Annotated in this window: 22 protein-coding genes; 13 read left to right on the top strand and 9 right to left on the bottom strand. The window is 60.5% G+C overall.

Annotation, left to right across the window (positions count from 1 at the left end; all coding sequences use genetic code 11):
• Nucleotides 1–82: 82 nt before the first annotated feature.
• Nucleotides 83–1096, top strand: a complete 1014-nt coding sequence (hemB, locus tag AB4O25_RS17485) for a porphobilinogen synthase (RefSeq protein WP_017530850.1) — start codon at nucleotides 83–85, stop codon at nucleotides 1094–1096.
• An 18-nt stretch (nucleotides 1097–1114) separates the two neighbouring features.
• Nucleotides 1115–3337 (top strand): polyphosphate kinase 1, encoded by a 2223-nt coding sequence (gene ppk1, locus AB4O25_RS17480; RefSeq protein ID WP_017530851.1) that lies wholly within the window; start codon nucleotides 1115–1117, stop codon nucleotides 3335–3337.
• 77 nt (nucleotides 3338–3414) lie between these two features.
• Here the strand turns inward: ppk1 and ppx are convergent, their stop codons facing one another.
• Nucleotides 3415–4917, bottom strand: a complete 1503-nt coding sequence (gene ppx, locus AB4O25_RS17475; RefSeq protein ID WP_017530852.1) for an exopolyphosphatase — start codon at nucleotides 4915–4917, stop codon at nucleotides 3415–3417.
• 478 nt (nucleotides 4918–5395) lie between these two features.
• Here ppx and AB4O25_RS17470 point away from each other — a divergent pair, with 478 nt between their 5' ends.
• From AB4O25_RS17470 to AB4O25_RS17455, 4 genes are all read left to right on the top strand, one after another.
• The gene (locus AB4O25_RS17470) at nucleotides 5396–6052 is read left to right on the top strand and encodes a DUF1120 domain-containing protein (RefSeq protein WP_026067497.1); all 657 of its coding nucleotides are present in this window, start codon (nucleotides 5396–5398) and stop codon (nucleotides 6050–6052) included.
• Nucleotides 6053–6224: 172 nt separating this feature from the next.
• Entirely contained in the window at nucleotides 6225–6890 is a 666-nt protein-coding gene (locus AB4O25_RS17465; RefSeq protein WP_460149819.1) for a fimbria/pilus chaperone family protein, read from the top strand.
• Nucleotides 6880–9372 carry a fimbria/pilus outer membrane usher protein gene (locus AB4O25_RS17460; protein ID WP_460149818.1) on the top strand — a complete coding sequence of 831 codons (2493 nt, stop codon included), beginning with the start codon at nucleotides 6880–6882 and terminating at the stop codon, nucleotides 9370–9372. Before AB4O25_RS17465 ends, AB4O25_RS17460 begins: the two co-directional genes overlap by 11 nt.
• Nucleotides 9373–9508: 136 nt before the next feature.
• Nucleotides 9509–9940: a DUF1120 domain-containing protein gene (locus AB4O25_RS17455; RefSeq protein ID WP_343229182.1), complete on the top strand. Its 432-nt coding sequence runs from the start codon at nucleotides 9509–9511 to the stop codon at nucleotides 9938–9940.
• Between the two features lie 4 nt (nucleotides 9941–9944).
• Here AB4O25_RS17455 and AB4O25_RS17450 read toward each other — a convergent pair whose 3' ends face one another.
• The 4 genes from AB4O25_RS17450 to AB4O25_RS17435 are packed head-to-tail and all read right to left on the bottom strand — an operon-like array spanning nucleotide 9945 to nucleotide 12787.
• The gene (locus tag AB4O25_RS17450) at nucleotides 9945–10682 is read right to left on the bottom strand and encodes an amino acid ABC transporter ATP-binding protein (RefSeq protein ID WP_017530857.1); all 738 of its coding nucleotides are present in this window, start codon (nucleotides 10680–10682) and stop codon (nucleotides 9945–9947) included.
• Nucleotides 10669–11319: an amino acid ABC transporter permease gene (locus AB4O25_RS17445; protein WP_017530858.1), complete on the bottom strand. Its 651-nt coding sequence runs from the start codon at nucleotides 11317–11319 to the stop codon at nucleotides 10669–10671. Before AB4O25_RS17445 ends, AB4O25_RS17450 begins: the two co-directional genes overlap by 14 nt.
• On the bottom strand, nucleotides 11316–11984 hold the full coding sequence (locus AB4O25_RS17440) for an amino acid ABC transporter permease (protein ID WP_010207407.1): 669 nt from the start codon (nucleotides 11982–11984) through the stop codon (nucleotides 11316–11318). The genes AB4O25_RS17445 and AB4O25_RS17440 overlap by 4 nt, the downstream gene beginning before the upstream one ends.
• Before the next feature lie 17 nt (nucleotides 11985–12001).
• The gene (locus AB4O25_RS17435) at nucleotides 12002–12787 is read right to left on the bottom strand and encodes a transporter substrate-binding domain-containing protein (RefSeq protein ID WP_017530859.1); all 786 of its coding nucleotides are present in this window, start codon (nucleotides 12785–12787) and stop codon (nucleotides 12002–12004) included.
• 254 nt (nucleotides 12788–13041) lie between these two features.
• Between AB4O25_RS17435 and AB4O25_RS17430 the strand changes: the two genes are divergently transcribed.
• The 5 genes from AB4O25_RS17430 to AB4O25_RS17410 all read left to right on the top strand — a co-directional run bounded on the left by AB4O25_RS17430 (nucleotide 13042) and on the right by AB4O25_RS17410 (nucleotide 18272).
• Nucleotides 13042–13737: a FadR/GntR family transcriptional regulator gene (locus AB4O25_RS17430; protein ID WP_017530860.1), complete on the top strand. Its 696-nt coding sequence runs from the start codon at nucleotides 13042–13044 to the stop codon at nucleotides 13735–13737.
• A 120-nt stretch (nucleotides 13738–13857) separates the two neighbouring features.
• On the top strand, nucleotides 13858–14187 hold the full coding sequence (gene trxA, locus AB4O25_RS17425) for a thioredoxin TrxA (RefSeq protein ID WP_017530861.1): 330 nt from the start codon (nucleotides 13858–13860) through the stop codon (nucleotides 14185–14187).
• Nucleotides 14188–14421: 234 nt separating this feature from the next.
• Nucleotides 14422–15681, top strand: a complete 1260-nt coding sequence (gene rho, locus AB4O25_RS17420; protein WP_003176825.1) for a transcription termination factor Rho — start codon at nucleotides 14422–14424, stop codon at nucleotides 15679–15681.
• 156 nt (nucleotides 15682–15837) lie between these two features.
• Nucleotides 15838–17304 (top strand): 4-hydroxy-3-polyprenylbenzoate decarboxylase, encoded by a 1467-nt coding sequence (gene ubiD, locus AB4O25_RS17415; protein ID WP_017530862.1) that lies wholly within the window; start codon nucleotides 15838–15840, stop codon nucleotides 17302–17304.
• On the top strand, nucleotides 17304–18272 hold the full coding sequence (locus AB4O25_RS17410) for a CDP-6-deoxy-delta-3,4-glucoseen reductase (RefSeq protein WP_460149817.1): 969 nt from the start codon (nucleotides 17304–17306) through the stop codon (nucleotides 18270–18272). Before ubiD ends, AB4O25_RS17410 begins: the two co-directional genes overlap by 1 nt.
• Here AB4O25_RS17410 and AB4O25_RS17405 read toward each other — a convergent pair.
• Nucleotides 18269–18748, bottom strand: a complete 480-nt coding sequence (locus AB4O25_RS17405; RefSeq protein ID WP_460149816.1) for a sn-glycerol-3-phosphate transporter — start codon at nucleotides 18746–18748, stop codon at nucleotides 18269–18271. The genes AB4O25_RS17410 and AB4O25_RS17405 overlap by 4 nt on opposite strands.
• 270 nt (nucleotides 18749–19018) lie before the next feature.
• On the opposite strand from AB4O25_RS17405, the gene AB4O25_RS17400 reads away from it, so the two are divergent.
• Nucleotides 19019–19672, top strand: a complete 654-nt coding sequence (locus tag AB4O25_RS17400; protein ID WP_017530865.1) for a gamma-glutamylcyclotransferase — start codon at nucleotides 19019–19021, stop codon at nucleotides 19670–19672.
• Here the strand turns inward: AB4O25_RS17400 and glpT are convergent.
• A complete protein-coding gene (gene glpT / locus AB4O25_RS17395) occupies nucleotides 19669–21006 on the bottom strand; it encodes a glycerol-3-phosphate transporter (protein ID WP_017530866.1) in 1338 nt (445 codons plus the stop codon). The genes AB4O25_RS17400 and glpT overlap by 4 nt on opposite strands.
• Nucleotides 21007–21204: 198 nt before the next feature.
• Nucleotides 21205–22182, bottom strand: coding sequence for an NADPH:quinone oxidoreductase family protein (locus AB4O25_RS17390; RefSeq protein WP_017530867.1), 978 nt, complete (start codon nucleotides 22180–22182; stop codon nucleotides 21205–21207).
• A gap of 150 nt (nucleotides 22183–22332) precedes the next feature.
• On the opposite strand from AB4O25_RS17390, the gene AB4O25_RS17385 reads away from it, so the two are divergent.
• Nucleotides 22333–22740 carry a flagellar basal body-associated protein FliL gene (locus tag AB4O25_RS17385; protein WP_017530868.1) on the top strand — a complete coding sequence of 136 codons (408 nt, stop codon included), beginning with the start codon at nucleotides 22333–22335 and terminating at the stop codon, nucleotides 22738–22740.
• Here the strand turns inward: AB4O25_RS17385 and AB4O25_RS17380 are convergent.
• Nucleotides 22730–24733, bottom strand: a complete 2004-nt coding sequence (locus tag AB4O25_RS17380; RefSeq protein ID WP_460149815.1) for an acyltransferase family protein — start codon at nucleotides 24731–24733, stop codon at nucleotides 22730–22732. The two genes, AB4O25_RS17385 and AB4O25_RS17380, sit on opposite strands and share 11 nt — an antisense overlap.
• Nucleotides 24734–24751 lie beyond the last annotated feature (18 nt).

Genomic DNA, 24751 nt, shown 5'->3' with positions numbered 1-24751 from the left:
TAAGCACAACTGTAATACCTTCGTCATAATGGCCGCTTATAACTGCAACGCTCGCCCGTAAAACCGGGCTCAGGAGTCTGTCGTGAGCTTTACCCCTGCCAATCGTCTGTTCCCTGCTACCCGGCTGCGTCGCAATCGTCGTGATGATTTTTCGCGCCGTCTGGTACGTGAAAACGTACTGACGACGAATGATCTGATCCTGCCGGTTTTCGTGCTCGATGGTGAGAATCGGCGCGAAGCCGTGGCGTCGATGCCGGGGGTGGAGCGTTTGACCATCGATTTGCTGCTTGAAGAAGCGGCGAACTGGGTCGAGCTGGGGATTCCGGCGTTGGCGCTGTTCCCGGTCACGCCTTCGGAACTCAAGTCCCTGGACGCTGCCGAAGCCTGGAACCCGCAGGGCATTGCGCAGCGCGCCACCCGTGCCTTGCGCGAGCGTTTCCCGCAACTGGGGGTGATCACCGACGTGGCGTTGGACCCGTTCACCACCCACGGCCAGGATGGCATTCTCGACGAAGACGGTTATGTGCAGAACGACATTACCGTCGATGCGCTGGTCAAACAGGCCCTGTCCCACGCTGCCGCGGGCGCCCAGGTGGTTGCACCGTCGGACATGATGGACGGCCGCGTCCAGGCGATTCGCGAAGCGCTGGAACTGGCCGGCCACGTCAATGTGCGAATCATGGCCTATTCAGCCAAGTACGCCAGCGCCTATTACGGCCCGTTCCGTGACGCGGTGGGCTCGGCCCTCAACCTGGGCAAGGCCAACAAAGCCTCCTACCAGATGGACCCGGCCAACAGCCATGAAGCCTTGCACGAAGTCGCGGCCGATCTGGCCGAAGGCGCCGACATGGTAATGGTCAAGCCGGGGATGCCCTACCTGGACATCCTTTGGCGGGTCAAAGACGAATTCAAGGTGCCGACCTTTGTCTATCAGGTCAGCGGCGAATACGCCATGCACATGGCTGCAATACAAAATGGATGGTTGAGTGAAGGGGTGATTCTTGAATCCCTGACGGCCTTTAAACGTGCCGGGGCCGATGGCATTCTGACTTACTTTGCCGCCCGCGCCGCCCAATTGCTTAGAGAGCAACAATAGCCCTCACAGGAACACTCGATGAATACCGAAGGACTCTCCGAAGTCGCAGTAAAAGACGCTCACCCGGTGATTGAACAAGTCGCCGAAACCCCACCGGAGCTGGAGCCTGCGCCGCCTGCCGCGGTGGCCGAGCCGCCCGTGCCGGCCCCGGTGGTCACGGTGACCAACCTGGATGACAGCAGCCTGTACATCCATCGCGAGCTGTCACAACTGCAATTCAACATCCGCGTGCTGGAGCAGGCGCTGGATGAGTCCTATCCGCTGCTGGAACGGCTGAAATTCCTGCTGATTTTCTCCAGCAACCTGGATGAGTTCTTCGAAATCCGCGTGGCCGGTCTCAAGAAGCAGATCACCTTTGCCCGTGAACAGGCCGGTGCCGATGGCTTGCAACCGCACCAGGCCCTGGCGCGCATCAGCGAGCTGGTGCACGGCCATGTAGACCGCCAATACGCAATTCTTAACGACATCCTGCTGCCGGAACTGGAAAAACATCAGGTTCGTTTTATCCGTCGCCGCCACTGGACCACCAAGATCAAGACCTGGGTGCGCCGTTATTTCCGCGACGAGATCGCGCCGATCATCACCCCCATCGGCCTCGACCCAACGCACCCGTTCCCGTTGCTGGTGAACAAGAGCCTCAACTTCATTGTGGAATTGGAAGGTATCGACGCCTTCGGTCGCGATTCCGGCCTGGCGATCATCCCGGCGCCGCGCTTGTTGCCACGGATCATCAAGGTACCGGAAGAGGTAGGGGGGGCTGGCGACAACTATGTATTCCTGTCGTCAATGATCCACGCCCATGCCGATGACCTGTTCCAAGGCATGAAGGTCAAGGGCTGCTACCAGTTCCGCCTGACCCGTAACGCCGACCTGGCGCTGGACTCCGAAGACGTCGAAGACTTGGCCCGCGCCCTGCGCGGCGAGCTGTTCTCGCGGCGCTACGGCGATGCGGTGCGCCTGGAAGTGGCTGACACCTGCCCTAAACACCTGTCGGACTACCTGCTCAAGCAGTTCAACCTGGGCGAGACCGAGCTGTACCAGGTCAATGGCCCGGTGAACCTGACGCGCCTGTTCAGCATCACCGGGCTGGACAGCCACCCGGAGCTGCAATACACGCCGTTCACCCCGCAGATCCCGAAACTGCTGCAAAACAGCGAGAACATTTTCAGCGTGGTGAGCAAGCAGGACATTCTGCTGCTGCACCCGTTCGAGTCCTTCACCCCAGTGGTCGACCTGCTGCGCCAGGCCGCCAAGGACCCGCACGTTCTGGCCGTGCGCCAAACCCTGTACCGCTCCGGCGCCAACTCGGAAATCGTCGATGCGCTGGTGGACGCCGCGCGTAACGGCAAGGAAGTCACTGCGGTGATCGAGCTGCGTGCGCGGTTCGACGAAGAGTCCAACCTGCAACTGGCCAGCCGCCTGCAAGCGGCCGGTGCGGTGGTGATCTACGGCGTGGTCGGCTTCAAGACCCACGCCAAGATGATGCTGATCCTACGCCGCGAAGCCGGTGAGATCGTGCGTTACGCGCACTTGGGCACCGGCAACTATCACGCCGGCAACGCCAAGCTCTACACCGACTACAGCCTGCTGACCTCCGACGACGCCTTGTGTGAAGACGTCGGCAAGCTGTTCAGCCAGTTGATCGGCATGGGCAAGACCTTGCGCATGAAGAAACTGCTGCACGCGCCGTTCACCCTCAAGAAGGGCATGCTCGACATGATTGCCCGCGAGACCCAGTTTGCCCTTGAGGGCAAGCCGGCGCACATCATCGCCAAGTTCAACTCGCTGACCGATCCGAAGATCATCCGCGCGCTGTACAAGGCCAGCCAATCCGGCGTGCGTATCGACCTGGTGGTGCGCGGCATGTGCTGCCTGCGTCCAGGCATCGTTGGCGTGTCGCACAATATTCACGTGCGTTCGATCATCGGCCGCTTCCTGGAGCACACCCGGGTGTTCTACTTCCTCAACGGCGGCGAAGAGCAGATGTTCCTCTCCAGTGCTGACTGGATGGAACGCAACCTCGATAAGCGCGTGGAGACGTGTTTCCCGGTAGAAGGCAAGAAGCTGATCATGCGGGTCAAGAAGGAGCTGGAAAGTTACCTCACCGATAACACCCACAGCTGGAGCCTGCAGTCGGACGGCCGCTACGTGCGCAACACGCCGACCGGCAACCAGAACCCCCGCAGCGCCCAGGCGACGTTGCTGGAGAAACTGGGTAGCCCGATTCTGGCGGTGAACTAAGCCCAGACACGGTCTGGAACATGTGGGAGGGAGCAACCCCCCTCTCACATTTGGTTTACGGTGTTGTTTGGATCGAGTCAGCGCACGTTCAGCGTGAACCCCACCCGCGTCAGCCATTCCGCTTCCTGGGCGAAGTCCGCCTGGGTCAGCTGGTTTTCATCCAGCCAGCCTTTGGGGAACATCACATCCAGGCTGTCGCCATCGGCGCGCAGTTTGACCTGGGGCATTTCCTGGGTGCCACGGATGTGGTGGAACAGGATCGCAAAGCGCAGCAGCGCGCACAGGCGAATCAGCTTGATGCCTTCATCACCGAACTCAGCGAATTTGTCCTTGGGGATATTGCGACGGTGGCCGCGCACCAGCAGCGCGAGCATCTGTTGGTCTTCCCGGGAGAAACCGGCCAGGTCGGAGTGCTCGATCAGGTAGGCGCCGTGCTTGTGGTAATGGTAGTGGGCGATATCCAGGCCCACTTCATGCACCTTGGCGGCCCAGCCCAGCAGTTCGCGCCATACGCCGTCTTCCAGGTCCCAGTCCGCGGCCACCTGATCGAAGGCGTGCAGGGCTTTGCGCTCCACGCGCATCGCTTGCTCCAGGTCGACGTGATAACGCTCCATCAGCGAGCTGAGGGTGCGCTCACGCACGTCTTCGTGGTGATGGCGGCCGAGCAGGTCGTAAAGCACCCCTTCACGCAGTGCGCCGTCACAGTGGTCCATGCGTTGCAATTCGAGGGCGTCGAAGATCGCCTCGAGAATCGCCAGGCCGGCCGGGAAAATGGTACGACGGTCGGGCTTTATACCGTCGAAGTCGATTTTCTCGGCATCGCCCAGCTTGAATAGCTTGCGTTTGAGCCAGGCCAAGCCTTCGGCGTTGACCTCGCCGGTGCCGTGGCCGCCGGCCTTGAGTGCCAGGCCAATGGCGCGAATGGTGCCGGACGAGCCGATGGCTTCATCCCAGGTCAGGCGGTGCAGGGCGTGCTCGATGCTCATGATCTCCAGCCGTGCCGCCGTGTAGGCCTGGGCATAGCGCGCCGGGGTGATCTTGCCGTCCTTGAAATAGCGTTGGGTGTAACTGACGCAACCCATCTGCAGGCTTTCGCGCAGCAGCGGTTCGAAGCGCTGGCCGATGATGAACTCGGTACTGCCGCCGCCGATGTCCGCCACCAGGCGCTTGCCGGGGGTATCGGCCAGGGTGTGGGATACGCCGAGGTAGATCAGGCGCGCTTCTTCGCGGCCGGAGATGACTTCTACCGGGTGCCCGAGGATTTCTTCGGCACGGCGGATGAATTCGCCACGGTTGCGCGCTTCACGCAGGGCGTTGGTACCGACAATGCGCACGGCGCCCAGGGGCATGCCGTTGATCAACTGGGCAAACCGCTTGAGGCAATCGAGCCCGCGCTGCATCGACTCTTCATTGAGCTGGCGTGCGTCGTCGATCCCGGCGGCCAACTGCACTTTTTCGCCGAGCCGCTCAAGGATGCGGATCTCACCGTTCTGGGCCTTGGCCACGACCATGTGAAAGCTGTTGGAGCCCAGGTCTATGGCGGCGATCAGGGACAGATTCTTGGCTTGGGATTGCGGCATGGTTTGGGGGTCTCGGTCGATAACCTGACCATCGTGCCACGATCGACCGCTGGAGCCAACGCGTTGTGCTGGGTGAATCATCTTATCGGTGTCTGTGCGTAGGATTTGCCAGGGGGGTAGGGCGAGTTACTTTGGAAGTGGTGAATGGTTTCCAGAGTAAGTAAGGGATAATGAAAGTGTAGTGCTTATAATGCGCTGTTCGACTTTCCCTACGCGTGCGCCGATTTTTTATTTGAAATATTTCATTCTGGGCTACGTGAGCGCTCATTGAGGCGTACAACGATTTTTCCCCGTTCTGACGATAATCAAGGGGCTTTCTTGTTTTTTGTGAATCACTAAAAGGTGAGACTGCGCCACGGCAATGATGCCGTGGTGTTATTTGTTTGTGGCTTTTTACGTCAGGGATCGTGTCTTGGGGAAGCGGAGCTTCCGGCCCTTAATAAATAGTGCCTGTTAATTTTCTAATAACGGGTAAAGCATGAAAAAAGTATTTGGTTTGGCAATGGGTCTTACGTGTCTGGTCGCCAGTGTGGGCGCTTATGCCACGACCACCCCGACCGGTAATCTGATCGTTAAAGGTACGATCTCGCCCGCTGCTTGCAATATCAGCATCGGCGCCGGCGGGATCATCGACTACGGCACTATCCGGGCCGCGGAATTGTCCTCGACGAACTTCAACCCGCGTGAAGAGCGCACCACTGCGCTGTCGGTCAATTGCGGCCATACCCCTGCAAGGTTCGGCCTGACCGTCACTGACCTGCGGGCCGGCACCAAGGTCGCGGGTATATTGGGCGCCGGTTACACCGAGGCCCAGAACTATGGCCTGGGCGCACCGGGCGGCAGGCGTACCGGCGGTTACTCGGTGACCCTCAGGAACCTGAGCTCCGGCGCTGTGGCGCTCGCCCCGATCGTGCGCTCGAGCACTGCCTCCGGCTGGTTCGCCGGCGACGGCAAGGTCTCCCAGGCGCCGAGCCAGCATTCCTGGCGCAGCGGCAGCGTTATCGCACCTGCTGCGATCTCCCAACTCAACGGTGTTATTGCGGTACGGGCGGTGATCAATCGCGCCAGCGCTTTGGACCTTACCGGCAATGTGGCGCTGGATGGTCACGCCACGCTGGTATTGAATTACATCTAAGCGCGTGAATAACAGTCGACAGTAACTTCGGTAGTCAATGAACTCCTGGTGTGCTGTCGGCTGTTTTTAATGTGTTCAAAAACTGAGTGCCTCATTGTTTGTTTATTAATGTTCCAGGGAGAACTCGGTGAGCAGTTTTTCAAGAGTAGTTTCTTGCCTGTCGTTTTCTGTGATGTTGCTGTTGCAGGGTTCAGTAAGTGCCGATGGCATGCTGCCTGAAACAACGGTCGTGATTCTTTATGAGGACGATGGCGAGGCCACTATCAATATCAAGAACACGGACTCCGGGCCGGCGTTGTTGCACTCCGTTATTGAAAATGTGCCCGAAGATCCTGAACCCCTATTGATTGTTACCCCGCCCATCGCTCGCGTAGAGGCTGGAGACACGCAACTGGTACGGTTTATCAGCACCTTGAAGACGCCGCTCAAGACCCAGCGTCTGAAACGTGTTTCGTTTGAGGGCATTCCCCAGGCGCGTGCCGCTGGCGGTGCGACCATTGGTATCACCTTGCGCCAGAATCTGCCGTTGATTTTGCACCCCGCAGGCTTGCCTCGGCATCAGGCGCCGTGGGAGCTGCTCCAGTGGAAGCGCCAGGATGATCGCTTGAGCGTGCATAACGAGAGTGCCTATGTGGTGCGGCTGGGGTTGGAGGTGCAACTGAACCCGTTGAACCAGACGGGTTTGCTGCCGCGCAGCTATATCCTGCCCGGTGAAGTGCTGGTGCTCCAGACCGAAGGCGCGCTGTCCAAGGTTTCCTCGGTGGTACTGCAGCCGGCCACGTTGTTCGGCTTTGCGGTCGATCACTACCAGGCGGATGTGCTGGGCCATGAAGGTTAAGGGGGCGCTGACCGGTGTGAAGGTGCGCCACCCAGGGTTGTTCATGGGGTTGGCGACGCTGTGGGCAGCCCCAGGTTTCGCTTCGGCGGTTGAGCTGGGAGAAGGGTTTGATCTTGCGGCCTTGGCCAGCTACGGCATCGACCCGAAGGTCTCGGACTACTTTCGCAGCGCGGCGCGTTTTCGCGAGGGTGCGCAGGTGGTGGGGCTGCGGGTCAACGGTAACCCTCTGGGGTTGGTCGAGGCGCGTTTCGACTATCAGGGGCAGCTGTGTTTCACGCCGGGCCTATTGGAAAAAGCCGGTTTGAAAGTGCCCTCGGCCATCGTGCAGTCGGGTATCTCGGCCGAGCAGGCGTGTCACGATTTTGTCGGTGAGTTCCCGACCACCCTCATCAGGTTGCAGCCGAGCAGTGAAGAGGTGGCTTTGATCGTGCCCACGCACTCCCTGCGTGAGCCTGAATGGCAGGCGGGGAGCTTTGCCGACGGCGGTGGGGCGGCCTTGCTCAACTACGATGTGCTGGGGTTTGATGCGCGCTCAGACAGTGGCCACAGCCGTTTTGTCTCGGCTTACACGGAGGCGGGGTTCAACCTGGGCAACTGGGTGGTGCGCAGCCGGCAATTCTCTATCTCCGATAACGGTAAAAGCCGCACCCACCATGTGCAGGCTTACGCCCAGCGTGATGTGGCCGCCTTGCGGTCGACGTTCCAGGTGGGGCAGATTTCCACCAGAAGCCCTGTGTTCGGTGGGGTTCAGTTGTCCGGCCTGCAGCTGTTTCCCGACGGTATCTCTCGCATGGGTGCCGATAAAGGGGTTGTCGTGGAGGGTTTGGCCCACAGCCAGGCCCGTGTAGAGGTGCGCCAGTCCGGAGCGCTTATCCATACCACCCTGGTACCTGAAGGCCCGTTTAGTCTGACAGGCCTGCCGTTGCTCAACGGCACCAGTGACCTTGAAGTCAGTGTGATCGGTACAAGCGGCGGCACGCGCAGTTTCGTGGTGCCGGCGGCGTCTTTTGGCGCGGCTGTCGCCATCACCCCGGGTTTTGACTTCGCCCTTGGCCGGGTGCGAGAACAACAGGTCGGTGGCAAGGAGCCGCCAGTCGTTGCCATGGGCAGCGGCACCTGGGGCCTGGGCAGGCAGTCATCCGTGGGTTTTGGCCTGTTGAGCACGGATGAATATCAGTCGGCCGGTGGCACCTTGAGCAGTGTGTTTTTCCAGCGGGTTACCGTCGCCGCCCGGCATACCTTGTCGCGCGATCGCGAGGGCGCTGTTGAGGGCAGTCGTAGTGCGCTGTCCTTGAGCAGCCCGCTGGCGGCCAAGGTTGACATGAGCCTGAGCGCGACGACCCAGACCCAGGGTTATCGCGATGTGATCGAGGCTGGCCGATCCCTGAAAAAAGACGATCTGCAGACGCGCTTCCAGCATCAATACACTGCGGGATTCAACTGGGCTGACCCGGTCATGGGCGCCTTTTCGGTCAGTTATTCGCGCAGTTCACAGTTTGACGGCCAGGTTGCCGAACATGTCTTCGCCTCATGGGCCAAGGGCTTCAGGCAGGTCGATGTGGCCCTGATCGCCGATTCTCAGGTGGGCGCCTCGCGTCGACGCAAGCCCGCAGGCCGGGCACGCAGCGCGAGTGATGAGGTGTCACCGCAGGGGCTGTCCTTGCGCCTGCAAGTCACGATTCCCCTTGGCGACGATCGCCGCCTCACGACCTACGCCAGCCGCCGCAATGGGCGGGCTGATAGCGGGGCGGCGTTGTCCGAACGGGTCAACGACTACGTGAACTATGAAGTGGGCGTGGAGCGAGACGTGCGGGATCGTCAGCAAGCGGTCCGCGCCAACCTGGACGTAATGCCGCGTTACACCCGGGTGGGACTGGGGATGAATCGCACCCCCACGAGCACCAGCTACAGTGGGCAACTGCAGGGCGCGGTGGTGGCTCACGAGCGCGGCCTGACCTTTTCTCCCTACGCGGTTCAGGACACCTTCGGTGTGCTTTCGGTGGGTGATGTGTCGGCGGCCAAGGTCTCAACGCCGCAAGGCCCGGTGTGGACCGACTACCGTGGGCACGCGGTGATTCCTGGCTTGCCGGCCTACACCACCAGCCATCTGGAAGTGCAGACCCAATCCCTGCCCAAGCGGGTCGACCTCAAGAACGGCACCAAAATCCTCGCGGTCGGGCGCGGTTCATTCAATACCGTTGATTTCCCGGTGGTGAATGTTCGCCGGGTATTGCTTGAGGTCCAGGATGAACACGGCCGGCCATTGCCTCAGGGCGCCTCGGTGTTGGGGCCGGACAACAGGTTCCTGACCAGTGTGGTGGGGGATGGCCTGATTTTTCTGAACGATATGGATGACGGGCAAACCCTCAGCGTTTCGCTGCCGAACGCCTCTCGCCCCTGTGTGCTGCAACTGAACCTAGCGTCGCAACCCCAAAAGGACACGCTTTATGAAACGGCTTCGGCGGTCTGTCGTGCGCAGTAACGCGGTTGAACGACCTGCGCGCAAGGTGCGCGCGGCACTTGGCTACGTGCTGTTGGCTTTGTTGGGGATGGCTGCCAGGGAGGGAGTGGCGCAGGAGTGTCGTCTTTCGCTCAGTCAACCGAAGGTGGATTACGGCGTGCTCAGGCGCACAGAGCTGCTGGATGAGCAAACCAGCGGCCGCAACATCGTCCTGGGCAAGCGAACCCTGCAACTGAGCGTCTTGTGCGCCGAGCCGGGCACGGTTGCCTTGCGTTTTACCGGCGCCCCGGCGGGTGCGCAGGGCTTTCGATTCGGCCGCCACGGCAGCTTTACCCTGGCGCTCAAGAACGCCCAGGTCGATGGTCGCGCGGTAGAGTTGAGCGCGGCGCAACCGACAGACGTATCGGCCGGCGGGCTGCTGTTGCCCGGCCAGGTGGTGATCGCCAAAGCGGGCGGAACACCACTGGCCGGAAGACGCTTTTCGGCTCAAGTGCACATCGACACCTATTTGCCGCCCGATGCCTTTTCCGTGCGCCAGGAAACCCAGTTCGAGGGGCAGGGGCACTTTGAGTTACTGCCAGGCGGCTGAGGGTTCAGGCAAGCAGATCGCCGGTGCCAATAAAATTGGCCAATTCGGCGGTTCTCGGGTTCGCGAACAAGGTCTTGGGATCGCCGACTTCATGCACCTTGCCCTGGTGCATGAACACCAGCTTGTCCCCCACTTCCCGGGCGAAGCGCATTTCATGGGTCACCATGATCAGCGTCATGCCGTCCTTGGCCAATTGGCGCACCACGCTGAGCACTTCATTGACCAACTCCGGGTCGAGGGCCGAGGTGATTTCATCGCACAGCAGCACCTTGGGTGACATCGCCAGTGCGCGAGCGATAGCGACGCGCTGCTGCTGGCCGCCGGACAGACGATCAGGGAAGGCGTCGAATTTCTCGCCCAGCCCAACGCGTTCCAACATCTGCTTGGCCAACTGGGCGGCCTTGGCCTTGGGCATTTTCTGCACCACCTGCGGCGCGAGCATCACGTTTTCGCCCACGGTCAGGTGCGGGAACAGGTTGAACTGCTGAAATACCATGCCGACTTTTTGCCGCAGGCTGCGCAGGTCGGCGCGCGCTGCGTCGAGGTATTCGCCGTCGACTTCGATAACCCCATCGTTGATCGATTCCAGGCCATTGAGGGTACGCAACAGGGTGGACTTACCCGATCCGCTGCGCCCGATGATCGCCACCACCTGGCCTTCTTCAACGGTCAGGTCAATGCCTTTGAGTACGTGATGGTCGCCGTAGTACTTATGCAGGGCGGTAATTCTAAGCAGAGGCATGCAGTCTCCTTTCCAGGTAGCGCGCACTGAGGGACAAGGGGTAGCAGAGCAGGAAGTAACCGAGGGCCACCAGGCCATAGACCATGAAGGGCTCGAAGGTCGCGTTGGCGAGCATGCCGCCGGTCTTGGTCAACTCGGTAAAACCGATGATAGAGGTCACAGCGGTGCCCTTGACGACCTGCACCGAGAACCCCACCGTCGGCGCGACTGCGATGCGCAGCGCCTGCGGCAGGATCACGTAGCGCAATTGCTCAAGCGGGTTCAGGGCCAGGCTGGCGGAGGCTTCCCACTGCCCATGGGCGATGGAGTCGACGCAGCCGCGCCAGATTTCGGCGAGATAGGCGCTGGTAAACAGCGTCAGGGCAATCGCCGCCGCCAACCAGGGCGAGATATCCACCCCCAGCAAGGCAACGCCGAAGAACACCAGGAACAGTTGCATCAATAGCGGCGTGCCCTGGAACAGCTCGATATAGGTGCGCGCAACATTGCGCGCGAAGGCTTTGCGGCTGATGCGCAAGGTCATCACCAGCAGGCCGATCACGCCGCCGCCGATAAACGCCACCAGTGACAGCAACAGCGTCCATTGCAGGCCGGTGAGCAGGTTGCGCACGATGTCCCAGAACGAAAAATCACTCATCGGCTGTTCCTCATCACAAAACGACGGCCGATCCAGTTGAGCAACTGGCGAATCATCAATGCCATGCACAGGTACACCAGGGTAGTCAGGGCATAGGTTTCAAACGCGCGAAAATTGCGCGATTGGATAAAGTTGGCGGCAAAGCTCAGCTCCTCGGTGGCGATCTGTGAACACACCGCCGAACCGAGCATGACGATGATGATCTGGCTGCTCAGTGCCGGCCACACCTTGCCCAGCGCGGGCAGCAGCACCACGTGGCGGAATGCTTCGAAGCGCGTCATCGCCAGGGCTGCGGCGGCTTCCAACTGGCCACGCGGGATGGCCTGGATACCGGCGCGGATGATTTCGGTGGAGTAGGCCCCCAGGTTGATCACCATCGCCAATACGGCGGCTTGCCACTCGGTGATCTTCAGCCCCAAAGACGGCAGGCCGAAGAAGATGAAAAACAGCTGCACCAGAAACGGCGTGTTCCGGATCAATTCGACATACACGCCGAAGCACCAGGCGAACGGCTGGATCTTCCACGCTCGCACCACTGCGCCGACGGTGCCCAGCGCCACCCCCAGGATCGCGCCGATAGCCGTCAGCTCAAGGGTGAACAGCGCGCCGCGCAACAGCAGGTCGGTGTTGGCCAGCACCGGTACAAAGTCAAATTGATACGCCATGGGTCAGCTCCGTCGTATCAAAGGTCGGCGGGCAGCGGCTCTTTCAGCCATTGCATCGCGTTCTTTTCCAGGCTGCCATCGGCCTTGGCCGCGACCAGGATCTGGTTGACCTTCTCCAGCAACGCCGGCTCGTTTTTGTTCACGCCCACGTATACCGGTGAATCCTTGAGCTTCACCTTCAGCGCCGGTACGCGTTTGGGGTTGCGCTCGCTGATCGCGACCATCACCACGTTGCCGCTGGCGATCAGGTCAACCTGGCCGGCCAGGTAGGCGGCGATGGTTGAGTTGTTGTCTTCGAAGCGCTTGATGGTGGCTTCCTTGGGCGCCACGGCGGTCAGCTCGATGTCTTCGATGGCGCCACGGGTCACGCTGATGGTCTTGCCCTTGAGGTCGTCAGTGCTGCTGATGGCCGCGTCAGGCGGGCCAAACACGGCCAGGTAGAACGGCGCGTAGGCCTTGGAGAAATCAATGACCTTTTCCCGCTCCGGGTTCTTGCCCAGGCTGGAAATCACCAGGTCGACCTTGCCGGTGGTGAGAAACGGGATGCGGTTGGTGCTGTTGACCGGGGTCAGCTCCAGCTTGACCTTGAGCTGGTCGGCCAGCAGCTTGGCGGTGTCGATGTCCAGGCCACGGGGTTTCATGTCGGGGCCGACCGAGCCGAACGGCGGGAAGTCCTGGGGCACGGCAACCTTGAGGGTGCCACGGGCGACGATGTCGTCCAGACCGTTGGCCTGGGCGGGAGCCTGGCTGAGCATCAGGCTGGCAAACAGGGCAGTGAGCAGGGCGCTGTAGCGCTTGGTCATGACAACTCTCCGAGAAGGGCGAAGGGATTTCTACAAATGCTCAGTGCACAGCCCATGCCAGCACCCTCGCAATCGTCTGCAAGGCCGGGATTTGTTGAGGTCGGGTGGTCTTACTGGTCTGAACAGTTCCTGGCCGTTTCGCACCCTTTTCGAGCGTTGGCAAAACCTTGCGAGCCCCTTTGGGGCGTGGCTTGCCGCCGGCCGCGAATAGCTTTACAACTAGCCGCTCAGTTGTCTGGAACCTTGAGTTTTTTATGAATTCCATCGCCCAAGCCGTACCGGAGGCGGCCCTGCAGGCCATCCGCAAACTGATCAAGGAGCAGGGCTTTGGGCCGGGCGATGCGCTGCCGTCCCAGCGCGAACTGGCACTGCAGTTGGGCGTGAGCCGGGCGTCGTTGCGTGAGGCGTTGTCATCCTTGAGTGCCTTGGGCGTGGTGAGCGTGCAGCCGGGCAAAGGCGTGTTCGTGCAGGCGGCGGACGAATCGCCGGGGTTTGCCTGGCCTTTCGCGGCCCAGGCTACGCCATTGGATATTTTCCAGTTGCGCTACGCCCTTGAAGGGTTTGCGGCGGGGCTGGCGGCAGTGACCTTGACGATTGATGAACTCGACAGCCTGGAGGATAACGTCGAGGCAATGCGCAAGGTGCTCAAGGCCGGTGACTTCGAAGCGGCCGCGCGGCTGGACTTCGAATTCCACCAGCGCATCCTGATGGCCAGCGGCAACCAGGCGATGGTGAGCATTCTGAGTGCCAGCGCGGAGGTGTTTTTGGAGAGCCAGAAACTACCGTTCATCCGGCCGGAGCGGGCCATGGAGACTTGGCAGGAACACCGCAAGATCCTGCGCGCCCTGGCCCGGCGCGCCAGCGCGGCGGCGCAGAAAACCATGCAGGAACATGTACGTAATGCGGCATTGCGTACAGGTATTGCCTTTGTGACGCCAGTGACGCCCTGATCGGCTCATACCCAAACTCATGCGCCTCTATAGCAAGACTCAATCAGAGGCGGCTTCCTGAACGGGGGAAGGGCGGCTATGATGGGCAACGTTTTTTTTGCTTACAATCCGGAGACATCCATGAGCAACGATCTTATCAAGCACGTCACCGACGCGACCTTTGAGGCCGAAGTACTCAAGGCTGCTGGCCCGGTGCTGGTTGACTACTGGGCTGAATGGTGCGGCCCTTGCAAAATGATCGCTCCGGTTCTGGACGACATTGCGACCACTTTCGAAGGCAAGCTGACCATCGCCAAGCTGAACATCGACGACAACCAGGAAACCCCGGCCAAGCACGGCGTGCGCGGTATTCCTACGCTGATGCTGTTCAAGAACGGCAACGTCGAAGCCACTAAAGTGGGCGCGCTGTCGAAGTCCCAGCTGCAAGCTTTCCTCGACGCCAACATCTAAGCGTCGTCAAAAAAGCCCCGCAAATCGCGGGGCTTTTTCGTAAAACAGGGCTAGACGCTCCGAAACTCAGGTGGTACATTCGGCCCCGCACTGGTTTCTCCACTGCCCCCTGCAAGCCGTCGCCGACGCACTCCTTTTCGATTAGTACGCGATCCTGTCGCCTTCTCCGCGGCGCGGCCTCATTAAGCCAAAAGCTTAATTTCCCCCCTCCATAAATGATTACGTCATTCCTATATGAATCTGACTGAACTCAAGCAAAAGCCGATTACCGACCTGCTCCAACTGGCCGAAGAAATGGGCATAGAAAATATGGCCCGTTCGCGCAAGCAGGACGTGATTTTCTCCCTGCTCAAGAAGCACGCGAAAAGCGGCGAGGAAATCTCCGGTGATGGCGTGCTGGAGATTCTCCAGGACGGCTTCGGCTTCCTCCGCTCCGCAGACGCTTCCTATCTCGCTGGCCCAGACGATATCTACGTCTCGCCGAGCCAGATCCGTCGTTTCAACTTGCGCACCGGTGACACCATCGTTGGCAAGATCCGACCTCCGAAGGAAGGCGAGCGCTATTTCGCCCTGCTCAAAGTCGACACGATCAACTTTGATCGTCCGGAGAACGCGAAAAACAAGATTCTCTTCGAGAACCTGACCCCGCTGTTCCCGACTGTGCGCATGAAGATGGAAGCCGGTAACGGTTCCACCGAAGACTTGACCGGCCGTGTGATCGACCTGTGTGCGCCCATCGGTAAAGGCCAGCGTGGTTTGATCGTCGCACCGCCGAAAGCCGGTAAGACCATCATGCTGCAGAACATTGCAGCGAACATCGCGCGTAACAACCCTGAAGTTCACCTGATCGTGCTGCTGATCGATGAGCGTCCGGAAGAAGTGACCGAAATGCAGCGTACCGTGCGCGGCGAAGTGGTTGCCTCGACGTTCGATGAGCCGCCAACCCGCCACGTGCAGGTTGCCGAAATGGTGATCGAGAAGGCCAAGCGCCTGGTCGAACACAAGAAGGATGTGGTGATCCTGCTCGACTCCATCACCCGTCTGGCCCGTGCCTACAACACCGTGATCCCGAGCTCCGGCAAGGTATTGACCGGTGGTGTCGATGCCCACGCCCTGGAGAAACCGAAACGTTTCTTCGGCGCCGCGCGGAACATCGAAGAAGGCGGCTCGCTGACCATTATCGCCACCGCGCTGGTTGAAACCGGCTCGAAGATGGACGAAGTGATCTACGAAGAGTTCAAGGGCACCGGCAACATGGAATTGCCTCTGGACCGTCGCATCGCCGAAAAACGCGTGTTCCCTGCGATCAACATCAACCGCTCCGGCACCCGCCGCGAAGAGTTGCTGACCGCCGACGACGAACTGCAGCGCATGTGGATCCTGCGCAAGCTGCTGCACCCGATGGACGAAGTAGCTGCCATCGAGTTCCTGATCGACAAGCTGAAAACCACCAAGACCAACGACGAGTTCTTCTTGTCGATGAAGCGCAAGTAATACGCCGCTGTTGGTCCGAAAAAATGGCGCCCCCTGGGGGCGCCATTTTTTTTGCGCGTTTTTTAAACGCATTCCGCGCTCAAATGCACGTCGATAAGCTGCCAGCTGCCCTCAGAGCAGGTAGGATGTACGCCTATTTTACGGGTGGCATGGTTAATGAAATTCAAGGATCTTCGGGATTTCGTGCAGCAACTTGAGCAGCGCGGAGAGTTGAAACGTATCCAGATGCCGATTTCCCCGGTGCTGGAAATGACTGAGATTTGCGACCGCACCCTGCGTAACAAGGGCCCGGCGCTGCTGTTCGAGAACCCGACCGGCTACGACATTCCGGTGCTCGGCAACCTGTTCGGCACCCCTGATCGCGTGGCTTTTGGCATGGGCGCCGAGTCGGTCAGCGAGCTGCGCGAGATCGGCAAGCTGTTGGCCTTCCTCAAGGAGCCCGAGCCACCCAAGGGCTTGAAGGACGCTTGGTCGAAGCTGCCGATCTTCCGCAAGATCATTGCCATGGCGCCCAAAGTGGTCAAGGACGCGGTGTGCCAGGAAGTGGTCATCGAGGGCGATGACGTCGACCTCGCCATGCTGCCGGTGCAGACCTGCTGGCCCGGCGATGTCGGGCCACTGATCACCTGGGGCCTGACTGTCACCAAAGGCCCGAACAAAGATCGCCAGAACCTCGGTATCTATCGCCAGCAAGTGATCGGCCGTAACAAGGTGATCATGCGCTGGCTGAGCCACCGTGGCGGTGCCCTGGATTACCGTGAATGGTGCGAGAAGCACCCGGGCAAGCCATTTCCGGTCTCCGTGGCCCTGGGCGCCGACCCGGCCACCATCCTCGGCGCCGTGACCCCGGTGCCGGACAGCCTGTCCGAGTACGCCTTCGCGGGCCTGTTGCGCGGTAACCGTACCGAGTTGGTGAAATGCCGTGGCAACGATCTGCAAGTGCCGGCCACTGCGGAAATCATCCTTGAAGGCGTGATTCATCCGGGCGAGATGGCCGATGAAGGCCCTTACGGCGACCACACCGGCTATTACAACGAAGTCGACAGCTTCCCGGTGTTCACCGTGGAGCGCATCACCCACCGCATCAAACCGATCTACCACAGCACCTACACCGGTCGTCCGCCGGATGAACCGGCCATTCTCGGCGTGGCGCTCAATGAAGTGTTCGTGCCGATCCTGCAAAAGCAATTCCCGGAAATCACCGATTTCTATCTGCCGCCCGAAGGCTGCTCTTACCGCATGGCCATCGTGACCATGAAGAAGTCGTACCCAGGGCATGCGAAGCGGGTAATGCTCGGTGTGTGGTCGTTTTTGCGACAGTTCATGTACACCAAGTTCGTTATTGTCACCGACGACGACATCAATGCCCGCGACTGGAATGATGTGATCTGGGCCATCACCACGCGCATGGACCCCAAGCGCGATACGGTGATGATCGACAACACCCCGATCGACTACCTCGACTTCGCGTCGCCGGTGTCTGGCCTGGGTTCGAAGATGGGCCTGGACGCCACCCACAAATGGCCGGGTGAAACCACTCGCGAGTGGGGCCGGGTGATCGTCAAGGATGAAGCCGTGACCGCGCGCGTCGATGCGATCTGGAAAGAATTGGGAATAGATTGATGCGTGTGACCCTGCAACCTTCCGGCGCTGTGCTGGAGCTGATCCCAGGCGAGCGAATCCTCGAAGGCGCGCGTCGCCTGGGCTACGAATGCCCCCAGGCGTGTCGCAATGGCGTATGCCATGTGTGCGCTGCGTTGCTGGTGGAGGGCAGGGTGCGGCAAGCCGATGAAGTGCGTGACCATGGCGAGTTCTACACGTGCATCGCCGAACCGCTGGAAGACTGCATTGTGTTGTGGGACGGCGTGTTGGCGCCGGGAGAATTGCCGTTGCGCAAGTTGTCATGCCAGTTGAGTGAGTGCGTTGAGGTAGGGGGCGATGTATGGCGCATGCGCCTGCTTGCGCCTGCCGGCAAGCTCGTGCGTTACCACGCGGGGCAATACCTGATGATCGAACGGGAAAATGGCGAGAAGTCCGCCTTTTCCCTGGCTTCGGCGCCCCATGCAGGCCGCGAGCTGGAACTGCATGTACTGGCCCGCGAAGACAGTGCCCGCAACCTGCTGGAGCAACTGCAACGTAACCGGATGGCCCGCATCGAGCTGCCATTTGGCGATACCCACCTGGCCGAGCTGCCGGACGGGCCGCTGGTGTTGATCGCCGCCGGCACTGGCATGGCGCAGATGCACAGCCTGATCGAACATTGCCGGGCTTCGGGCTTCAAGCACCCGGTGCATCTGTACTGGGGCGTGCGTCGCCCGGAAGATTTCTATCGGATCGAACATTGGGAACAATGGCAGCAACTGCCCAACCTGTTCCTGCACAAAGTAGTCAGCGATTTGTGCGGCTGGGAAGGGCGCTGCGGCTTATTGCATGAAGCGGTGTGTGAAGACATTACCGACCTCAAGGGCGTGCATGTGTATGCCAGCGGTTCACCGGCGATGATCTATGGCACCCTGGATGCGCTGGTCGACGCCGGCATGGATGCGCACCAGATGCGCGCCGACGTATTCGCCTACGCGCCGCGCCCTTAGAAACGCACGCCGGCGGTCAGCATCGCCGCATTCAAACCCAGCAGCACCAACTCACTGGAGACGGGGCCGAAGTTCACCCCCACGGCAGGGATGATCGCCGGCGCTACGCCAAAACGGTTGAGCGGGATTTTGTCGCGGTACTTGCCGCGATAGCCCTGCAGTGCGCCTGCGGTCACCTTCACGTAGAGCGGTGAATCGGCGATGTCATAGCGTTTGCCGGCGTAGACGTAATACGAGCGCTGGCTGAACGAGTTGCGAAACGTCGCCCCGCCATACACCAACCCCGATGCTTCGTTACGCTCCAGGTTGATCAAATCCTGATGATTGTTGTGCTTGGGATCCGGCGAAAAGTGCCGGGTGTAAAGGCTGGTTTGTGCGTACCAGAAGCCTTTGTCGTCTTGAGTGGTCGCGTCGGTAGCCAGGGCGGCAGTGGCCTGCAGCAATAGCAGCAAACCGGAAAAAGATGTTTCATGCATCGACCTCGGTAGTCGTTTGAATGGGCGGCTAGTGTGGGTCGCTAAACCCGTGCAGTTTGGCGGGTAATGGCCGGAGGGGCCTGAACCTGCGCTGAAAATATTGCCGCCTATGCTTATGCATTTAAGGTATTACTTCTGTAGGAAAAATCTCATTAGGCTATAAGTAGACGGAAGGCGGTTTTTTTACGCCATACGGTTACAGCGCTTCGGTTCGATTACGGTAAAGTTGCTTACAACTGGTAACACTCAGGAGGCGCACCGCTTTTCGCCATGACCGCCATAGAAACCGATCTTCTGCAATTGGCTTACCCTCCGCGGCTCGATCTGGGGCCGCAACTCACTCACGAACAGTTGATGAGCTCGATGCAGGCCACCATGGGCCGGCATAAAGGTGGGCCGGTCTGGCTATTTGCGTACGGTTCGCTGATCTGGCGCCCTGAATGTTCATCGAGCGAGCGTGTGCGTGCGCGGGTCCATGGCTATCATCGCGGCTTGTACCTGTGGTCTCACGAGCATCGGGGGACGCCGGAATTGCCGGGGTTGGTGTTCGGTCTGGACCGCGGCGGCTCGTGCAGCGGGTTTGCCTACCGCTTGCCGGAAGACCAGTTGGAGGCCTCGCTTTACGCCTTATGGCAGCGCGAGATGCCTTACCCTTCCTACCGGCCGCACTGGCTCAGCTGCCGCCTCGAAGATGGCAGCCAGGTGCAGGCTTTAGGGTTTGTATTGGAGCGGCACTTGCCCAGCTACGCCGGTAACTTGCCGGATATCGTGCTCAACCATGTGCTGCAAAGCGCTTGCGGGCGTTACGGCACCACTCGCGATTATGTCGAGCAGACCGTGAACGCCCTGCGCAGCCACGCCATGCCAGATAAGAATCTGGAGGCGCGGCTCAAGCGTTGTGCCAAGGGTTGCCCTGGCGATTAACGCGCCGAGCTGACGCTATTGGTGTGCCACAGCGTCGGGACCAGGAAGGCGATCGCCAGCAGGCATGCGCCGATCAACAGGACGAAACCGCCGTCCCAGCCGAAATGGTCCACGGTGTAGCCCATAGCTGCGCTCGCGGCCACCGAGCCGCCCAGGTAACCGAACAGCCCGGTGAAGCCCGCAGCCGTGCCGGCGGCCTTCTTCGGTGCCAGCTCCAACGCCTGCAGGCCGATCAGCATGACCGGGCCGTAGATCAGGAAACCGATGGATACCAACGCGATCATGTCGACCATTGGGTTGCCCGGCGGGTTGAGCCAGTACACCAGGGTCGCCACGGTCACCAGCGCCATGAACACAATGCCGGTCAGGCCGCGGTTGCCACGGAAGATTTTGTCCGACATCCAGCCGCATAGCAGCGTGCCCGGTATGCCCGCCCACTCATAGAAAAAGTAGGCCCACGACGACTTGTCGACCGTGAAATGCTTGGCTTCCTTGAGGTAGGTAGGGGCCCAGTCCAGCACGCCGTAGCGCAGCAGGTAGACGAAGACGTTGGCGAAGGCGATGTACCACAGCATTTTGTTGCGCAGCACGTATTTGACGAAGATTTCCTTGGCGCTGAATTCTTCTTCATGGCTGGCATCGTAGCCTTCCGGGTAATCGTTCTTGTACTGTTCGATAGGCGGCAGGCCCACCGATTGTGGGGTGTCGCGCATGGTGATGAAGGCAAACGCCGCCACCAGCAGGGCCACGGTGGCCGGGACATAGAATGCTGCATGCCAGTCGTTGAACCAGGCCATGCCCAGCAGGAACAGTGGGCCGATCAAGCCGCCGCCGACGTTATGCGCCACGTTCCATACCGACACCACGCCGCCGCGTTCTTTCTGCGACCACCAGTGCACCATGGTCCGCCCGCTTGGCGGCCAGCCCATGCCCTGGGCCCAACCGTTGATGAACAGCAAGATGAACATCATGGTCACGCTGGAGGTGGCCCAAGGCGCGAAACCGAAAATGAACATCACACCCGCCGATACCAGCAGGCCGAAGGGCAGGAAGTAGCGCGGGTTGGAACGGTCCGACACCAGGCCCATGAGGAACTTGGACAGGCCGTAGGCAATCGCGATGGCCGACATCGCCAGGCCCAACTGACCCCGGGTGTAACCCTCGTCGATCAGGTAAGGCATGGCCAGGGAGAAGTTCTTGCGCAGCAGGTAGTAGCCGGCATATCCGAAGAAAATACCGGCGAAGATCTGCCAGCGCAGGCGTCGGTAGGTGCTGTCTATTTTTTCTTCAGGCAGGGGCGCCTGGTGTGCGGCAGGGCGAAAGAAAGCAAACATTCAAGAGCTCCAAATTTCTTGTTTTGACTGCGGATGCGAATGTTACAGTTTCGTTACCGAAAATAGCATCGCCTCTTGGCGGCAAACACAGGAAATGAGAGCAATTGCATGTTCTCTTACGAACATGTCGCGAATAGGTAAGACGTGGTCGGTATCGAGTTCTGCAGGGCCCTGGAGATCCAAATGTGGGAGGGGCGCTCAGCGGGTCTGGACGACCACCTTGCCCACCGCCTTACGCTGCCCCAGATCATTGATAGCCTGCGCAGCCTGTTCCAGCGGATACACCTGCGACACCAGTGGCTTGAGCTTGCCCTCGCCATACCAAGTGAACAGTTGCTGGAAGTTCGCCGCATTATCCTGCGGCTGGCGCTGGGCGAACGAGCCCCAGAACACCCCCACCACCGCCGCACCCTTGAGCAGCGCCAGGTTCACCGGCAGCTCGGGAATGCGTCCGCTGGCAAAACCCACCACCAGCAAACGGCCATTCCAGGCAATGGCGCGGATGGCCTGGTCGAACAGGTCGCCGCCGACCGGGTCGTAGATCACATCGGCACCGTTGCCGTCGGTGAGGCGCTTGATCTCGTCCTTCAGGCTGGTTTCGCTGTAATTGATCAGTTCATCGGCACCGGCGGCCTTGGCCACGGCGAGTTTGTCGGCGCTGCTGGCGGCGGCGATCACGCGAGCGCCCATGGCTTTGCCGATTTCCACGGCGGCCAGGCCCACGCCGCCGGAGGCGCCGAGTACCAGCAGCGTCTCGCCGGGTTGCAGGTTGGCCCGCTGCTTGAGCGCGTGCATCGAGGTGCCGTAGGTCATGCTGAAGGCGGCAGCGGTATTGAAGTCCATGCTCGGCGGGATCGGCAGCACGTTGTAGCCCGGCACCGCGACCTGTTCGGCAAAGCTGCCCCAGCCGGTGAGCGCCATGACCCGGTCACCCACTTTCAGATGGCTGACCTTTTCCCCCACCTCGCTGACCACGCCCGATGCTTCGCCGCCCGGTGAAAACGGAAAGGGTGGCTTGAACTGGTATTTGCCTTCGATGATCAGCGTGTCCGGGAAATTCACCCCTGCTGCGTGCACATCCAGCAGAATTTCATTCTTCTTGATCGCCGGGCTGGCTGTCTCTTCCAGCACCAGGGTTTCGGCGGGGCCGAAGGCTTTGCACAGCACAGCTTTCATCGGGCTATTCCTTTTGGTGTCGTGGCCGATAAGTGTAGAAGGGTGCGCCCCCGGGTCAACGAGCATGCCCCGGCCTGATAAGTCGCCATAAGCTTGTACTCAGCCTTGCTAGCGTTATGCTACCCGGCAACCGAATTCGAGGAATGAACTGTGAAAGCGTGGATCCTGTTGATGCTGGCCCTGACCCTGCCGATGGCAGCCCAGGCCGAAGAAGCCAAAGAAGGCGAGGCGCCGAAGGTCAGCTATATCAGCCTGAGCCCGCCTTTCGTGGGTAACTACGGCCTGGACGGCACGGCGAAACTCAAGGTGTTCAAGGCCGATATCGCCTTGCGCGTGACCGGTACCGAAGCCGCCGCCGCCGTCAAAGCCAACGACGCGTTGATTCGTAACCAATTGGTGGCGCTGTTCACCCAGCAGACCAACGACGCTATGAGCACTGTCGAAGGCAAAGAGAAACTGCGTCAGGAAGCCCTCAAGCAAACCCAGCAAGTAATGAACGACGAAACCGGCAAGCCGGTAGTGGAAGACCTGTTGTTCAACAACCTGATCATTCAGTAGCCGGCGGCGTCACACCCCAGATCTTCAGCAACGCTGCGCTGAAGGATGGCTCGAGTACGCGGTTGCCGTGGCCGCTGAGGTGGTTTGAGTCAAAAAACAATGGCTTGGCGTTTGCGTCATAGGCCGAGCAGATCGGGCCGGGGCACAGCAGCGGTAGCGGATCCCAGGCGTGCAACGCCGGATAGCTTGCCTGCAGCTGTTGCAACAACGCCATTTGCGGCGCGCGGAGCCGTTCAAGTTGGTCCCGCGCCATCGTCAGGCCAGGCGCGCAGACGGGGTTCATGCGGTTGAACGCATCCGAGCAGCGGTTGGGCGCGGCCTTGAACAGCGGCTTGGGCGCATCGATCAGCACAGTCAGCTGCGCGTTCTGCAAACGGCTTAACAGCGCGTCGGCGGCCAATCGCGCCGCTTCAATGTTATCGGCCGTCAGTTCGCCCAAAGCGTCATCGACCATGGCGGCCTCACCTTCGCGCCACGCCCGTCCGGCCAGCTCCGGCATGCGCAGCGAGGCGAGGAATACCACGTCGCCCGGCTTGGCGCGGGCCAAGATCTCCTGGAGTTGGGCTTCTCGCAACGCCGCGCAATGTGCAGGGTCCGGGCCGATCAGGCTGACGACGCCGCAACCGCCTTGTTCGTACTCCGTCACGGTTACCCCCAGTTTGAGCGAGACGAGCTTGAGCAAGGTGCGGTAGGCCGCGGTATGCGAATCCCCCATGACGAACAATTGCCGTCCCTTCAGGCGTGGGTCGTCGAGGCGGGCAAAATCTTCCTGGGGATAATGTTTATAGGCGTACCAGGTATAGGTATCGCGGGTCTGGCTGAGTGACAGCGTCGATGGGTTGACCGACACCCACAGCGCACCCAGCCACATCAGGCCGGTGACACTCAAACCGGCCGCAAACGTGAACCCCGCCTTGCGTTGCACCGCCGAGTGGCCGCTACGGATCGGTGTTTCTATCCAGTGATAGGACGCTGCCGCAAGCAGCGCCACCAGCACCGGGTAGAGCCACTGCACGATCAGCAGCTCCATCCCGACGGTCCAGCGCAGGAACACCGCGACCGGCCAGTGCCACAGGTACAGCGAATAGGACAGCCGGCCGATATACGTCGCCAATGGAGTTTGCAGCACGCGCTGCAACGCACCGGGCGAGCTGTCGGCGCGCAATACGATCCCCGCGATCATTAACAGCGAGCCGGCCACGGTGACCATGGCCCAGGGGTAGGGAAACTGCCGGGGTTGGGCGAACAGGAAACCGACCATCACCAAGCCCAGGCCACCGATCAACAGGGCAGGGGCCAGCCGATTGAGGCGGGGCGTGACATCGCGGGTGCCGATGGCTTGAAACAGGATGGCGCCGGCGGCCAGCTCCCAGAAGCGCCCAGGCAACAGGTAAAACGCCGACAGCGGCGCGACCTTTACCTGATACGCGCCGATGATCATCGAGGCAATCGCCAGCAGCGGCAGCACTGCCCAGGCAAACCCGACCCGTTGCCGATAACGCAGCCATATAAAGAACAGCGCGGGGAATATCACATAGAACTGTTCCTCAACTCCCAGTGACCAGGTATGCAGGTAGGGGTTGAGTTCGGCGCTGGGCGAGAAGTAGGTGTCGGTGTTCCAGGCCAGCACCAGATTGCTCAGGCCAAAAAAGGCCGCCAGGCCCGTGCGATTGATCAGCTCGCTGAGCCAGTATTGCGGCATGAACATCGCGCTAAGCACAACACTCACACACAGCACGGTCAGCAATGCGGGCATGATGCGTAGCAATCGGCGCCGGTAGAAGTCCGCCAGGTAGCGGCCCAAGCTCAGGTCGCGGCGCTCCCATAGCGACTGGCTGATCACATACCCGGAAATCACGAAGAACATATCTACGCCGGTAAAACCGCCGGGCAACAGGCTGAACACGTCCAAGTGGAAGACGATAACGCTGAGAACCGCAATGGCCCGCAGGCCATCGATGGCCGGTTTGTAGGTGCTGGCGAACTGGGACACGCGAAGGTCCCTGGGCAT

It is taken from the genome of Pseudomonas sp. S3_A03 (genome assembly GCF_054668275.1).
Note: the sequence above shows the minus strand (reverse complement) of the source record. Positions and strands in the feature narration are given on the sequence as shown.